Source organism: Lysinibacillus sp. FSL R7-0073 (assembly GCF_038009065.1).
In the GTDB taxonomy this organism is placed as follows: domain Bacteria; phylum Bacillota; class Bacilli; order Bacillales_A; family Planococcaceae; genus Lysinibacillus; species Lysinibacillus fusiformis.
The window spans coordinates 1,955,976-1,968,976 of record NZ_JBBPAS010000001.1 but is presented as its reverse complement, the minus strand read 5'-3'; the positions used below and the strand labels follow the sequence as shown (position 1 = coordinate 1,968,976).

18 protein-coding genes are annotated in these 13,001 nt (G+C 36.8%); 11 read left to right on the top strand and 7 right to left on the bottom strand.

Features of this window, described 5'->3' with window-relative positions:
- Positions 1-419 precede the first annotated feature (419 nt).
- From MKY88_RS09455 to MKY88_RS09445, 3 genes are all read left to right on the top strand, one after another.
- Positions 420-980, top strand: a complete 561-nt coding sequence (locus tag MKY88_RS09455) for a helix-turn-helix domain-containing protein (protein ID WP_036223000.1) — start codon at positions 420-422, stop codon at positions 978-980.
- Complete coding sequence (locus tag MKY88_RS09450) at positions 944-1,807, top strand: IS3 family transposase (protein WP_340814809.1); 864 nt, start codon at positions 944-946, stop codon at positions 1,805-1,807. The genes MKY88_RS09455 and MKY88_RS09450 overlap by 37 nt, the downstream gene beginning before the upstream one ends.
- 250 nt (positions 1,808-2,057) lie before the next feature.
- Complete coding sequence (locus tag MKY88_RS09445) at positions 2,058-2,423, top strand: VOC family protein (protein WP_340813473.1); 366 nt, start codon at positions 2,058-2,060, stop codon at positions 2,421-2,423.
- Positions 2,424-2,901: 478 nt separating this feature from the next.
- Here the strand turns inward: MKY88_RS09445 and MKY88_RS09440 are convergent, their stop codons facing one another.
- Positions 2,902-3,546 (bottom strand): hypothetical protein, encoded by a 645-nt coding sequence (locus MKY88_RS09440; RefSeq protein WP_054613295.1) that lies wholly within the window; start codon positions 3,544-3,546, stop codon positions 2,902-2,904.
- A gap of 225 nt (positions 3,547-3,771) precedes the next feature.
- On the opposite strand from MKY88_RS09440, the gene tlp reads away from it, so the two are divergent.
- Positions 3,772-4,005: a small acid-soluble spore protein Tlp gene (tlp, locus tag MKY88_RS09435; protein ID WP_036221151.1), complete on the top strand. Its 234-nt coding sequence runs from the start codon at positions 3,772-3,774 to the stop codon at positions 4,003-4,005.
- 1,032 nt (positions 4,006-5,037) lie between these two features.
- On the opposite strand, the gene MKY88_RS09430 is transcribed toward tlp, so the two are convergent.
- Positions 5,038-5,577: a GNAT family N-acetyltransferase gene (locus MKY88_RS09430; RefSeq protein ID WP_328201870.1), complete on the bottom strand. Its 540-nt coding sequence runs from the start codon at positions 5,575-5,577 to the stop codon at positions 5,038-5,040.
- Between the two features lie 380 nt (positions 5,578-5,957).
- On the opposite strand from MKY88_RS09430, the gene MKY88_RS09425 reads away from it, so the two are divergent.
- Entirely contained in the window at positions 5,958-7,130 is a 1,173-nt protein-coding gene (locus MKY88_RS09425; RefSeq protein WP_291760622.1) for a multidrug effflux MFS transporter, read from the top strand.
- 71 nt (positions 7,131-7,201) lie between these two features.
- On the opposite strand, the gene MKY88_RS09420 is transcribed toward MKY88_RS09425, so the two are convergent.
- The gene (locus MKY88_RS09420) at positions 7,202-7,699 is read right to left on the bottom strand and encodes a hypothetical protein (protein ID WP_193833639.1); all 498 of its coding nucleotides are present in this window, start codon (positions 7,697-7,699) and stop codon (positions 7,202-7,204) included.
- A gap of 96 nt (positions 7,700-7,795) precedes the next feature.
- On the opposite strand from MKY88_RS09420, the gene MKY88_RS09415 reads away from it, so the two are divergent.
- On the top strand, positions 7,796-8,248 hold the full coding sequence (locus MKY88_RS09415; RefSeq protein WP_193831667.1) for an NUDIX domain-containing protein: 453 nt from the start codon (positions 7,796-7,798) through the stop codon (positions 8,246-8,248).
- Between the two features lie 16 nt (positions 8,249-8,264).
- Here the strand turns inward: MKY88_RS09415 and MKY88_RS09410 are convergent, their stop codons facing one another.
- Both MKY88_RS09410 and MKY88_RS09405 read right to left on the bottom strand, forming a co-directional pair.
- Positions 8,265-8,660 carry a GNAT family N-acetyltransferase gene (locus tag MKY88_RS09410; protein ID WP_340814812.1) on the bottom strand — a complete coding sequence of 132 codons (396 nt, stop codon included), beginning with the start codon at positions 8,658-8,660 and terminating at the stop codon, positions 8,265-8,267.
- Between the two features lie 78 nt (positions 8,661-8,738).
- Positions 8,739-9,056 carry a MazG nucleotide pyrophosphohydrolase domain-containing protein gene (locus tag MKY88_RS09405; RefSeq protein ID WP_193831666.1) on the bottom strand — a complete coding sequence of 106 codons (318 nt, stop codon included), beginning with the start codon at positions 9,054-9,056 and terminating at the stop codon, positions 8,739-8,741.
- An 80-nt stretch (positions 9,057-9,136) separates the two neighbouring features.
- Between MKY88_RS09405 and MKY88_RS09400 the strand changes: the two genes are divergently transcribed.
- Positions 9,137-9,712, top strand: a complete 576-nt coding sequence (locus MKY88_RS09400) for an LOG family protein (protein ID WP_193831665.1) — start codon at positions 9,137-9,139, stop codon at positions 9,710-9,712.
- Between the two features lie 57 nt (positions 9,713-9,769).
- On the opposite strand, the gene MKY88_RS09395 is transcribed toward MKY88_RS09400, so the two are convergent.
- Complete coding sequence (locus tag MKY88_RS09395; protein ID WP_328201873.1) at positions 9,770-9,961, bottom strand: transmembrane Fragile-X-F protein; 192 nt, start codon at positions 9,959-9,961, stop codon at positions 9,770-9,772.
- A 58-nt stretch (positions 9,962-10,019) separates the two neighbouring features.
- On the opposite strand from MKY88_RS09395, the gene MKY88_RS09390 reads away from it, so the two are divergent.
- The 4 genes from MKY88_RS09390 to MKY88_RS09375 all read left to right on the top strand — a co-directional run bounded on the left by MKY88_RS09390 (position 10,020) and on the right by MKY88_RS09375 (position 12,197).
- Positions 10,020-10,292, top strand: a complete 273-nt coding sequence (locus MKY88_RS09390; protein ID WP_328201875.1) for a hypothetical protein — start codon at positions 10,020-10,022, stop codon at positions 10,290-10,292.
- A complete protein-coding gene (locus tag MKY88_RS09385) occupies positions 10,292-10,537 on the top strand; it encodes a hypothetical protein (RefSeq protein WP_328201876.1) in 246 nt (81 codons plus the stop codon). Before MKY88_RS09390 ends, MKY88_RS09385 begins: the two co-directional genes overlap by 1 nt.
- Positions 10,538-10,644: 107 nt before the next feature.
- The gene (locus MKY88_RS09380; RefSeq protein WP_193831663.1) at positions 10,645-10,890 is read left to right on the top strand and encodes a YkuS family protein; all 246 of its coding nucleotides are present in this window, start codon (positions 10,645-10,647) and stop codon (positions 10,888-10,890) included.
- Between the two features lie 140 nt (positions 10,891-11,030).
- The gene (locus MKY88_RS09375) at positions 11,031-12,197 is read left to right on the top strand and encodes a Ger(x)C family spore germination protein (RefSeq protein WP_328201877.1); all 1,167 of its coding nucleotides are present in this window, start codon (positions 11,031-11,033) and stop codon (positions 12,195-12,197) included.
- A gap of 39 nt (positions 12,198-12,236) precedes the next feature.
- Here the strand turns inward: MKY88_RS09375 and MKY88_RS09370 are convergent, their stop codons facing one another.
- A complete protein-coding gene (locus MKY88_RS09370) occupies positions 12,237-12,896 on the bottom strand; it encodes an MBL fold metallo-hydrolase (protein ID WP_328202844.1) in 660 nt (219 codons plus the stop codon).
- Positions 12,897-13,001: the final 105 nt, after the last annotated feature.

Below are 13,001 nucleotides of genomic sequence, written 5' to 3'. Positions count from 1 at the left end.
TCGTTTTGTTGTGTAATCGTACGGTAAAGAAGTTTTACATGTATATGAAGTACAGTTTCCCTTTTATCCTGGTGCTAATAATGAAATAATCTATTATGGCGGATTTAGACAAATTAACGTTGATGAACAAGGAGCAGTTGAGCTCCATCAACTTGAAGCAAAGAATGAAGAGGATGCTCTTTTAGAAGTAACGGAAAAGATTAAAGACAGTCGTGGATACGTTTATGTGTAACGCTAAAAGAGAGGGCTACTAGCTCTCTCTTTTTTTAATTATTTGGCTTTTATAGAAAGCTTTGTTCACTTTCTACCTGTGATACTCCACAAACTGGCCCTTTAATGAAAACGAGCACTGATCCTTATTAAAGAAGGTACTGCACCCCAAAAGTTAGAGTGAAAAACTAACTTTTGGGGTGATTTTTATGACTAAATATAGTGAAGAATTTAAATTGATGGTGGTTCAAGAATATTTAAGTGGGTCTATAGGATATCGAGCGATAGCGAAGAAATATGGTATAGGTGATTCTCCATTAAGGAGATGGGTACGTGCTTATAAAGAGTTTGGACGTAACGGCTTATTAGTTAAGAAAACGAAGCAGTTTTATTCTGTTCATTTTAAAATAGATGTATTAAACTTTATGAAACGAACAGGTGCTTCCTATCAAGATACTGCGATTCACTTTAACTTGAATGATCCAACTTTAGTTGCCAGTTGGTATCATCGGTTTTTAAAAGAAGGGATAGAGGGCCTGCAAAAAAATTCAAAGGGGCGCCCGTCTATGTCTAAGAAACAAAAGTCCACAGCGAATAACCAAGAAAAAACAATGTCACGTGAGGAGCAGCTAGAACGCGAAAATGAACTGCTTCGTTTAGAGGTGGCGTATTTAAAAAAGTTGAAGGCTTTTCGGGAGAATCAAGATGCCTTCCTCGAAAAGCACAAGCTGCCATCGCCTTCGAACTTAAACAAGAAGGATTTCGATTAAAAGATATTTTAAAACAAGTGGATATTCCAGAAGCGACGTATCATTATCATATTAAACTGATGGGGCAAAAGGATCCAGACATAGAGTGGAAAGTCTTGATTTTAGAGACTTTTGAAAAACATGAAGGTCGATATGGCTACCGCCGAATTCATGCGGAATTAAGAGTGCAAGGACATACAATTAATCATAAAAAGGTACAACGAATCATGAAAAACCTAGGGTTAAAATGTGTAAAATTCGTACGTAAATCACGCTATAAATCATACAAAGGAACAGTTGGGAAAGTCGCTAAAAACCTTTTGAATCGTAGATTCAGAACGTCATATGCCCTTCAAAAATTGGTGACTGATGTAACTGAATTTAAATGTACAGATGATGAAAAATTATATTTAAGTCCGATCATGGATTTATATAATGGTGAGATTATTGGGTTTAGTATGTCAAAACGGCCAAGCCTAGATTTTGTGTTAGATTCACTTAAACAAGCACTTCCAATTATTCTAAAGCGTGCTGAATATCGGACAACAATTCATTCCGATCAAGGATGGCACTATCAACACAATACGTGGGCGAAAACATTAAGGCAGAACAGGATTTTTCAAAGTATGTCTCGTAAAGCAACATGCGCAGACAATGCGGCCATGGAGAACTTCTTTAGCTTACTAAAACAGGAAATGTATTATGGAGAACAATTAATCTCTTATAAAGCATTACAAAAGAAAATAAATGATTATATCAATTATTATAATAATGTTCGTATTAAACAAAAACTGGCCAGCATGAGTCCGGTAAATTTCCGAAAACATGCCAGCCAATTAGCTGCATAATAAAAACTCTAACTTTAAGGGGTCACTACCGAATCGTGCCCGATTGTTGAATATCGTCAGTTCAACAAAGAGTCTACTCATAAATGTTACTGGCTATTTTCTCAAAGATTGTTGCTATTAAAACTAAGAGACAGATATCATCAACAAAATGTATAGAATGAACTCGTTTTTTAAATTTTTCAAAATAAAGGTTTCTTATAAATATATGTAGAATATTTACAGTAATACTAATAATAGGTGGGATAAAATAGTGAATCAAGTTTGTGTTATAAGTATTTACGTACCCGATTTAAACAAAGCAATTGACTTTTATACTAATACTTTAGGTTTTGAATTAAACAAGCAGTATGGACCTAATATTGCATCACTTGTACACGGTGAGTTACCAATTATTTTAGAGGCAAAAGATAATATAACTTCTAATCAAGATAATAAAAATACAGGAGTTGTATTAGGATTAAGAACTGAAGATATTTATGAAACGGTTAAATTCTTAAAAGATAAAGAAGTGGAATTTATTGTAGATGAACCAGCTAGTTGTCCTCCAGGTAAATATATTAGTTTCAGAGACCCCTTCGGAAATATTTTAGAGTATCTCCAATTTGAAAATATGTAACAAACTTTAAAAGTTCAACTTAATGGTTGAACTTTTTTAATTTCATTTTATATCAAACCTGTACCTTTAGTTGAAGTGAAAATCTTCACAACTTCTTTGCTCCATAATGATTTTCTTTAAATGTGTTACTCAAGAAAATGGCCCTTTAATGAAAAAAGCACTTTCCATATTCTAGGAAAGCGCCCGTTAGCCACACATGTCGCGTAAAATCAACACTACACCACAGAAAATGAAAGATCATTACGTTCTTTCATGTCTATGTTTCCAATAACTATCTCAGCTTCAGATAAGTGATAAAATGTACTTGTAGTTTCAAAATTATTTACTTCTTCATTCGGTGAGTAAAGATATATCTTATTGTCTTGTCCAAGAGCTATCCAATTTCCCTTGTTGACCTATTTTCCTTAAGTCTTTAAACGATGAAGCTCTGAAGTCAAATAGACAAAAAAGGACCGGGCAAATTTTTGCCCAGTTATTCTTATTCGTTTATAATTTCTTCATACCCAGTCATAGTATCCATATGGCTCGCAATCATGGCGATAATGGTACTTGCCTCTTCTTTTTTAAATGACAAGGTACTTTCATCTTCGAATAGTTCCCCGTCTTCTGTCCAGATCCGATTGACTCTTCGCAGAACGCCATCTCCATTAGCTCTATCTACCCCAAACTGATAGGTTACTTCAAGATTATCTTCAATTTGATAAGCCGTGACTTCCGGAGTTTCCCATTCCACATCAATTTCTTCAAGAGTAATTTCATCATCTAGAACTTCATATTCTTCTTCATCATCTACATAAAAGACTTCACTATCTTCGTCAATAAATTCATGAAAACTTTCATGAACAGCTTCAACCACATCAGTAATATCATCCAAAATAATTCTTGTAGGTTGTTGAAGCGTCATATCAAAGCTTTCTAAGTAAAATTCTTCATTATACGGATCAAAGAGGAGGGTGCAAAAGTAAACCCTGTCGTCATCTTCTGTCGAGATAAAAAATTCAATTCGGGGATGTTTTGAACCTCGATTGATATTCATATGACCGATTTGGTCATATTCTTCGCAAATCGATTTCAAATGATCTTGAAGCTCACCAGTTACTCTGTTAAACCATTCCATAGACATGTCACTACCGCCTCATTTTCTTTTTATCTAGTCATAATTTTTTTCCGTTTATTCATGCTGATTATATCCATTTATCGTGAATTATATTCTTTACAACTTAACGTGAGGACCTATTACTTACAAAGATTTGTTTTTGAAGAAAATTCCACTTATTGCACTGAATATTTTTAGTTAAATCGGGGACGATAAATCTTGTGACTTTATTAAAAAGAAGGAGGAAGTAAAATGGAGAAAAATACCCCAAAGCCAGATGATCGATCAGATAATGTTGAAAAGCTTCAAGATATGATGAAAAATACTAAGGAAAATATGGAAGCTGCAGAAGAAATGATGGCTTACGTTGATGAAAACGAACGAAAGGCACTTAAGCAAAAAAATGCACGTAGGGAAGAAAGTATGAGTGGTTTTCGAGAAGAGATTTTAGATGAAGCGGCTGCTCGAAAAAATGGTAACTCATAAATTTAAGTAAAGTGTCTTTTTATCCCGCGTACCAAAGTTCCTTAAATAATCAATGGGTGATGAAGAATGCCCCACTGATTAAGTTTCATTTCATGTGAATACGGGAAAAAACGGAAAATAATATATTTAATTTATAAAGCAACAGAAATTATACGGAAATAAAACGGAGAAAAGTGATACATTTACTTTTCTCCGCTTTTGAACGTTTCACAGTGGTTACTTTACATACTTTCAAGACGACTATTCAAAAGTGGAGACTTATAAATTACCGCGATATTGTTAGTCCTTATGTTATCTAAAAATGTAGAGGGTTTTCGTATAAAAGGCATAGGAAAAATCCGTATATTACATGATATCTTCCTATCTCTGACGGTCATCGGTTTAAAAAAATCATGTTCCAGGGATCAAGCATCAAGCCGCTTCCACAAAATGTGAGAAAGGCTATATAGGTTTAGACAAAAAAACAAACTTTTTTGAGCTGGTTGCCGTTTTCTTCATGTTATTGATTAACTGCGTAACTTTCCCGAAACCTATATTAATTAAGAATTACAAAGATGAGTGTTGGGGATTCTTAACACTATTTCGTAGAGATCATCAAACACTATTTATTGGGCAATCGCTCTCCGTTAGTTAAAGTATGATTCTTCACAAATTCTTGGTTATTCGTAATAGGTAGAGGATTACCATATTTATTAATTTCCTCATATTGTTCAGTTAATATCTATGCTTCAGCTACTTCCCTCGCTGCGGCTTTTTTATGTATAGATAACCTTAAATTGCACATATTAATATTGAGTGTATCGCACGCACTTAGCTGCGGCGCTAGTTGACAGCTGCAGCTTTTCTTCGGTAGAAATAACTCCAAATTAATACACCATATTACATCGCTAAAATAATGACTACAATTATATCAAACATTTTTAGCATCACCCCCAGAAAGCGTTACATATCAATCCCTATTTATTCCATGAAACATCCCATAGATGAACAAACTGTTCTTTCGATTTCTCACTGATTCTAATTTAAATGAAGTTAATGTGGCTGTTCTTTTTTTAATAAAGAATAGATAAACGTATCATATGGTTTTTCCTTTTGCACCATATAGTCTCTTAGAATTCCCTCTTGCTGAAACCCTAGTTTCAGTAGCAGTTGATTGGATGCTTCATTTTCTAAATACACGACAGCCCCAATACGCTGTAAATTCATGTGCTCAAAGCCATAAGCGATTACTTGCTGAATTGCTTCTTTTATATACCCCCGACGCCAGTAATCTGGATGGATTTCATAGCCGATTTCTGCCCGTTTATGTGGAGCAGACCATAAATGAAAACCAATCGTACCAATGACTTCTCCTGTTTCTTTACGCTCAATACCCCACCGAATACCTCTTTTTTCCTCGTAGTTTTTGTCAAAATGCTTAATTAACTGTTCAGCCTGTTGTTTTTCAATAAAAGGTTCCTGCCCATAATAGCGTGTTACCTCCTCATTTGAAAGGCATTGAAAAATGGCAGGTACATCAGCCTGCGTCATTTCTCTTAGCTTAAGTCGGTCCGTTTCTAACATTGGAAACATCGGTCTTCCCCCCTCACAATTTCTTATCCTTTACCATCAAGTATAATGGGGCCTTCCCCTACTATAAATCTCTACACTGTTCATAAGCTTTCCATTTCATCTACCTATTATAGAAAACCTATTTATTCCATCTTATGAAATTCCCATTTTCAGCACAAGCTATTTCTCTTAAATTTTAATAGAAATAACAATTATTACTATATAAAAATTAAAAAATAGCTTATAATAGAAAGCGACTATGCACTCCTACTTAAAGCATAAAAAGGTGATTTCAACATGCTATCTTATGAACGTATTCTAATAATGGTCCCGCCGTTTCCCTAGCTACGCTTTCTACTTGTAACTAACAAAGTAGAATTTGCTTGTAGGAGGGCAATATGTTGAAAAAACAGGCAGTACCATCTTTATTGTTAATGATTGTTCTTGTGGCGTTCCCACAAATTAGTGAAACCATTTATACACCATCTCTACCGGACATTGCAGATGCACTTGGTGTATCCAATAGTTCTGTCCAATTAACCTTAAGCATCTATTTTATTGGATTTGCATTAGGTGTTTTTTGCTGGGGATGGATTTCTGATATTATTGGCCGTAGACCTGCCATGTTAGGCGGTTTAGTTTTTTATGGAATGGGGAGCGCATTATGTTTTTATGCGGACACTATCTCCATTCTAATTATAAGTCGTTTTATTCAAGCATTCGGTGCTGCTACTGGCTCTATTATTACGCAGACCATTTTGCGTGAAAGTGTAACCGGTAATAAACGACATGTAATGTTCGCTCAAATTTCCGCAGTCATTGCGTTTACACCTGCGGTAGGACCTTTAATTGGGGGCTGGGTGGATCAAGTACTTGGCTTTCGGGCAGTATTTTTTGTCCTAGTGGTCATGAGTATATGGTTGTTCATCTATGCCTATGCCAGACTACCTGAAACAACACAACCAGCTGTTAGGCAAAGAATAGCGATTTGGCCAGTCGCCAAACGCATTTTTGCTTCGCCGACCGTTCTTGTCTATGGTTTGCTCATTGGGGGCATTAACGGTGTGTTATTTAGCTATTATGCGGAGGCACCTTTTATTTTCATTGATCACTTTCAGATGACGCCTGGTCTCTTTGGTTTTCTTGGCATCATCGTAGCGCTAGCCTCAATTATAGGGGCTATGATCTCTAAGCGACTTATCACCACGCATCCACCTCAACAAATTATTTATGTAGGTTGTTCCGTGATGGTGATTGGCGCTTTCCTTTTAATGATTGTCTGTACTTTACCATTGCCTACTAGTATGCTACCCATGAGCATCATGGTTACCGTTTTTATCTTGCTGTTAGGCACGGGCATTGCCCTTCCTAATTGTTTAAGTTTAGCATTGGTAGACTTTCACGACGTCATTGGAACAGCCGGTGCCATCTTTAGTCTCGGCTATTACTTGCTTGTCAGTGTGATCACATTTGGTATGAGTTTGCTTCACAATGAATCCTTGCTGACGATGCCACTTTATTTCTTGGTGTTAACGATCATGATGTGGTTTAGTGCAAAAAAATATATTCGATAATGGATGCTAGCGGGCATCTTATCTAAATTAAACAAAAATGCCACCCTATTTACTTAGGGTGGCTTCTCCTTTTATTGAAAATAGTGATCCACCACTTCCTGTGCGGATTGGAACACTTTATTACTTTGTGTTTTATAAAGGAATTTAGGATTCGTACAGGCTTTCTCCAGACTTTTAGCTTGCTTTAGCTTATCCGTCATTTGCTCAATAATATCCGTATAGCCGTCTAGCTGATTTGAAATTTTAGGTAGCATGATAGGTGAGATGTCTAACACAATTGACACCTGATCCTCTGCGTAGCTATTTAAATTGATAAAAAAGCATTGTTCCAAATGCTTAGAATGTTTATCGACATTAATGACCGCCTTTTGAAAATGGGCAATTAGGCCTGTAGAAGTTTGCGTAATGTTAAAACCTTGCTCTGTCAAATGTTGTTCAACGAGCTGTAGAAACTGATCGACCTCAGCATCTAGTTTCGGTGTGACCGTTGATTGGATTAAATCATCGCAATTTTGATAAATTGTATCAATCTCAGTCTGTTTTTCAACAAGTATTTTAAAATTGGACATTGAATACACGCTTCATCTCCCCTTTTTATTAAGGTAGACATTCATGAAGCGTTTTAGTCATAATCATAAAAAATTAACAAACCTAGGGAGGTTCCTATGATAAGAAATTCTGTCAAAGCCATCATCCTCATTGATGGTGAAATATTGCTGATCAAAAATAAAATTTCGGAGGAGTATTTTTATATTTGTCCTGGAGGTGGACAAGAGCATGGTGAAACATTTCATGCGACACTTCAACGAGAATGCCTTGAAGAAATTGGTGCATCTGTTCATATTGGAGAACTTCTTTTTATCCGCGAATATATTGGAAAAAATCATGAGCATGCTGCCTTTGACGCAGAAGTTCATCAAGTAGAATATTATTTTCTATGTCAGCTTCATGAACAGTTGCACCAGCCCTCTAATCCAGATAGTCACCAAATTGGGACAGAATGGGTCTCGGTGGCAAGGCTCCATGAGTTCCAACTTTATCCGAAAGCATTAATTTCACAACTTCAGCGATATGAGCAAGGGCTGGAAACAACTATTTATTTAGGTGACATCAATTAGTAAATGCTGCCTATTTTCATAGACAGTCTTCTTCAGCATCAAATAGTTTTACCATCGTATAATAGCTACTGCCAGGCGGATAATCGTTTATTTCTCCCACCACTTGATAGCCTCTTTCCTCATAAAACGTACGGGCTTGGAACGAGTAGGTTGTAAGCAGAGCCTTCTTTGCGCCCATTCCCTGTGCAGCTATCTCTGCTTGTGCCAGCAACTTACTGCCCAAGCCTTTTCCTCGGTACTCTTCATGAAACCAAAATTTATGTATTTCCACCCATCCCCAATAAACTTCAGCGGTCAACCCCCCAACCCATTGCTGGTGTTGATCAGTAACGATCAAATGGAGAGGACGAACGGCTCCCTTCTGCCTACTTTCCCGATGGTGAAGTGAATGCTCGTTATTAAAGTTACGAATTTTTTCACTTAAAAAATTCGCAAAATCATCATGCTGTTCAAATAAAATCGAAATATGCGTATCTATATAAGTTTCCTCCTAATCCTGATAACGTTTCAATAGTTTGTCTTGATGCGCCACGAAAATTTCCTTAAGTGGTATATCGTAGTGATTGGCAATAACAATAATATTCCCTATTACATCACCTAGCTCTTCAATAAGCTCTTGCTTATTTTCCTCATACGATTGTGTTATTTCATCAGGTCGATCTCGGCCAATTTCTAATGCTCGTATAGCTCTAGCAACCTCGCCAGTTTCTTCTGCTAAAAAGCCAATTCGTGTAAATATGTTGAGCTCTGACCACCCACGGCTTTCATAGTAGCCCTTTACCCATTGTTGGAACTCATTTAATTCCATTTTCGCTCTTCCTCCATTTCTTTCCTATTTAAATTAAATTATACTATAAAAGAATCTCATCAGATATGGAGGAATCAACAATGAACAGTATCGCAGTATTTTGCGGATCTAGCATCGGCGCTTCAGACGCCTATCGTGAAGGCGCAATTCAACTAGGAAAAGAATTAGCCAAACGTCAAATTACCCTTATTTATGGTGGGGCAAGCGTTGGTATTATGGCAACAGTAGCGAATACTGTGCTGCAAGAAGGTGGAAAGGTTATTGGCGTAATTCCTACCTTGTTAGAGGAGCGTGAAATTGCTCATCAACAGCTAACAGAACTAATCGTTGTCAACACGATGCATGAACGCAAAAGTAAAATGATGGAACTAGCAGACGGCTTTATTGCCCTACCTGGTGGTCCCGGTACATTAGAGGAATTTTTTGAAGTGTTTACTTGGAATCAAATCGGCCTCATTCAAAAACCTTGTGCCATTTTCAATATTGAACAGTATTTCGATTTACTAATTTCATTTTTTGATCATATGCAACAGGAACAATTTTTAAAAGCGCAATATCGAGAAGCGTTAATCGTTGATGCAGATGCGTCAGCGCTTTTAGATAAATGTCAAAGCTTTGTTCCTCCAGCTATAAAAACCTACGAGCTTAGCAAATAATCAGGTGGTAAGATTAGTCATACTCATACTCGACTAATCTTACCACCCTTTTCATTTTTATCTCGCCACGTCTCGTTTTTTTACCGCAAATACAGCTACCAATACCATGATGAGCTTCACCACAATTATGATGACATACAAGCTAAATGATAATAAGGCCGGTAATAAAACAAGCCACCATGACCAAGTAATAATATCCGTTAGCTTTAATAGGACAAAAACAATGGTCAATACTTCTGCCATGCCCATCTCTTCACCACCTTTGTAAGAATTAGAACGAACAAATTTAAAAGAAGTGTTGAAGTACATGCCAAGACGCTTAACAGCCTATGAAAAAGAAGTGGGAAAAGAAGATGGCTATAGTAATTTCTTCGTAAGAGGCCCTTTTTTCACGATTGGTCCGTTTTTAATCGAAGGTTCACTTCACTTTCCACATCGGCGCAATGAAATTTTACCAGTGCGTCATATATTAGTACAGGAATCCAATCATAATTCGTGTTTTTATGTCTCTATCCCAAAGTCTGATTCATCAGAGGGACTAGATTCTGAAGCCGTACCGTGTAAGGTGGAGATGTATTAGTGTTAGATAAAACTATTTTTGTCGGGAATTCTGGATTAGCTTCGAATAAAAACGGAATTCAATGGCTTCGTCAATTCGTGAAGAACTTCGTCTATACGGTCATCGAAATTCCGCTTATTTCGATTGGCAACCAATTAGGACAAAGAGGAATCACGGTAGAATATATCGATTTTACAATTTCTCGAAGCTTCGGTGCTTCCTTTAGATGTAGTACGCAGCCATTAGTAAGAGAGGATTTATCTTAATAATTGTTTGTTACTTATACAGTCATTATCCACCTTCAAAAAAATAATATTAATATGAATAATGCACAACATGAAATGGCACATTACTTGTAGGAGGTGGACAAATTATGTCTAGAATTATTGGTGTTGAAGAGTCATTATCTAATATTGAAGAGGCTTTAAAAGCGAAAGGCTATGAAGTCATCCAGCTTCGCAATGAAGAGGATGCCAAAAAATGTGATGCCTGTATCATTACGGGTCAGGATCGAGACGTCATGGGGATTAGTGATCCAGTTATGAAGGGGCCTGTCATTGACGCGAATGGGCTAACAGCTAACGACGTCGTTCAACGTGTCGAAAAATATTTTCATTAATAATGAAGTGCTGTCGCAAAAACAAATTGCGAGCAGCACTTTCTTATTTGGTTTTCCTTACATACTTATAATATCTACTTATAATACACCTATTAGTTGTACAAAATAAATAATAGGAACTTTAAAAAGTAGGGAGATATATGAGCCAAAAAAATATAATACTTGTTATTTTAATGCTTACGACTACACTACTCTTGTCAGGCTGTTGGGATGTAACAGAACCCCAACGGATGTATTATGTGCAAGGTGTTGGTGTTGATTTTAAGGATAATGAATATATAGCGTACATCCAACTTATGAACTTTGCCAATGTAGCAAAAACAGAACAATCGAACCCACAAGCTGCACCAACTGAAGTCGGTAAAGCTACAGGAAAAACAATTGAAGAAGCTATCTATAAATTGTATCGTTCAATGGACCAAGAAGTCTTTTGGGGACATATGACCTTTCTCCTTTTCTCGGAAAAAGCTATGGAAAGTGAGCATGCCATTCCCATTATCGACACTTTTCTACGTTTCCGAGAAACAAGATACCATATTTGGGTTTATTGTACACAAGACCCCATCGAGGAAGTTTTATTAGTATCTCCTATTCTTGAAAAATCGCCAACTGCGACTAAATTGAGTAATCCTAAAAATACCTCGAAACAAGAATCATTTGTAGAGCCGGTGAACTTGAGACAGCTAGTCATTGGTTTAAATGAGCCAAACCACGAAATGAAGGTCCCATTCATTTCCATCAATCAAGACTGGGAAACAGCAAAGGAATCCCGAACTGAAACTGTTTTTGCAGGTGTCGGTATCCTGTCAAAGAACAGTTTAAAAGGCTTTATTAAAGGCAATACAGCGCGAGGGATTGAATGGATGAATGATGCAACGAAGCAAGGAGAAATCACGATTAAATTAGACAATACGGAGGAGCGCGACTACTTAACCGTTGATATTAAAAAATTAGATGTCAATGTCAAACCAATTGTTCAAAACAATCAAGTAAAATTTGAAGTGTATTTAAAATTTAACACCATTTTGAATGGCTTTAAAGGAAAAGTGACACCGAGTCAGGTCAGAAAAAAAGTAGAGAGTGAAGTCAAAAAAGAAATTATGGCTACTTTTGAGGCAGGCTTAAACATAGATGCAGACGTCTATCGATTGTCAGAATATCTCTATCGCGACAATGTAAAGGTATGGAAAAAAATACAGAAGGATGGTAAAATCCCTTTAACCAAGGAATCCATTAGTAAAATCGATATTCATATTAACAAGGTAAGCCCTGGGCGAAAATCGTTTGAAGAAACTATTACCGAATAATAATAAGAGACCACCCCTTTTACTGGAGTGGTCTCTTGTTTATGATAATGCTTGATGAAGCTGATCAAGGACAGCTCCCCTACTTATTCCCCCGTGATAGCAAATAACCGTTTCAATATCGAGATCTAGGTATTTTTTTAAAGACTCCTGTGCTTCCGCTAAATCTAATACAGACGGCTCATGGATACCCGCAATATTGCCTTCTACACTGTATAGTGAGTCACCGGCAATTAATGTTTTGCTTTGTGTCAAATAAAGACTGAGATGGCCTGGCGAATGTCCTGGTGTATGGATGATTTGAATACCACCACAAAACGGCAATTCCTCTCCATCACTCAAGGTTACATCCACTCGTCCCTTTGGTGGATTTTCTAAATGCGCATCTTTTAATAATGGTAGTTCCCCTTGAATATACGGTTGCTCCAGTGCATGTGCATATACTCGTATATGCTGTCCACATGTCTGTATTAATTCTGGCAGGCAACCAATATGATCCACATCCTGATGCGTGAGAATTACCGCCTTTAGCTGGTCCAAAGAAACACCAACCTGTACCATCGCCTCTCGCAATTCTTCCATTTGTCCAGGAAAACCTGCGTCTATTAAAACAGCCATGTCTTGGTCCCACAAAAGCGTTGGATGAATAATAAATCCTTGATAATTCAGTTCGAGTACCTTTACACCTTTTGTTATTTCTATAGCATTCGCCCCCTTTGCCAAACATGAAAAGATAATAGTGATCCTATTTTAGTTTCTGCTTTCAGCCTAAAATTTCCTGCCATCCCTAGCATGGACTAAAATTTT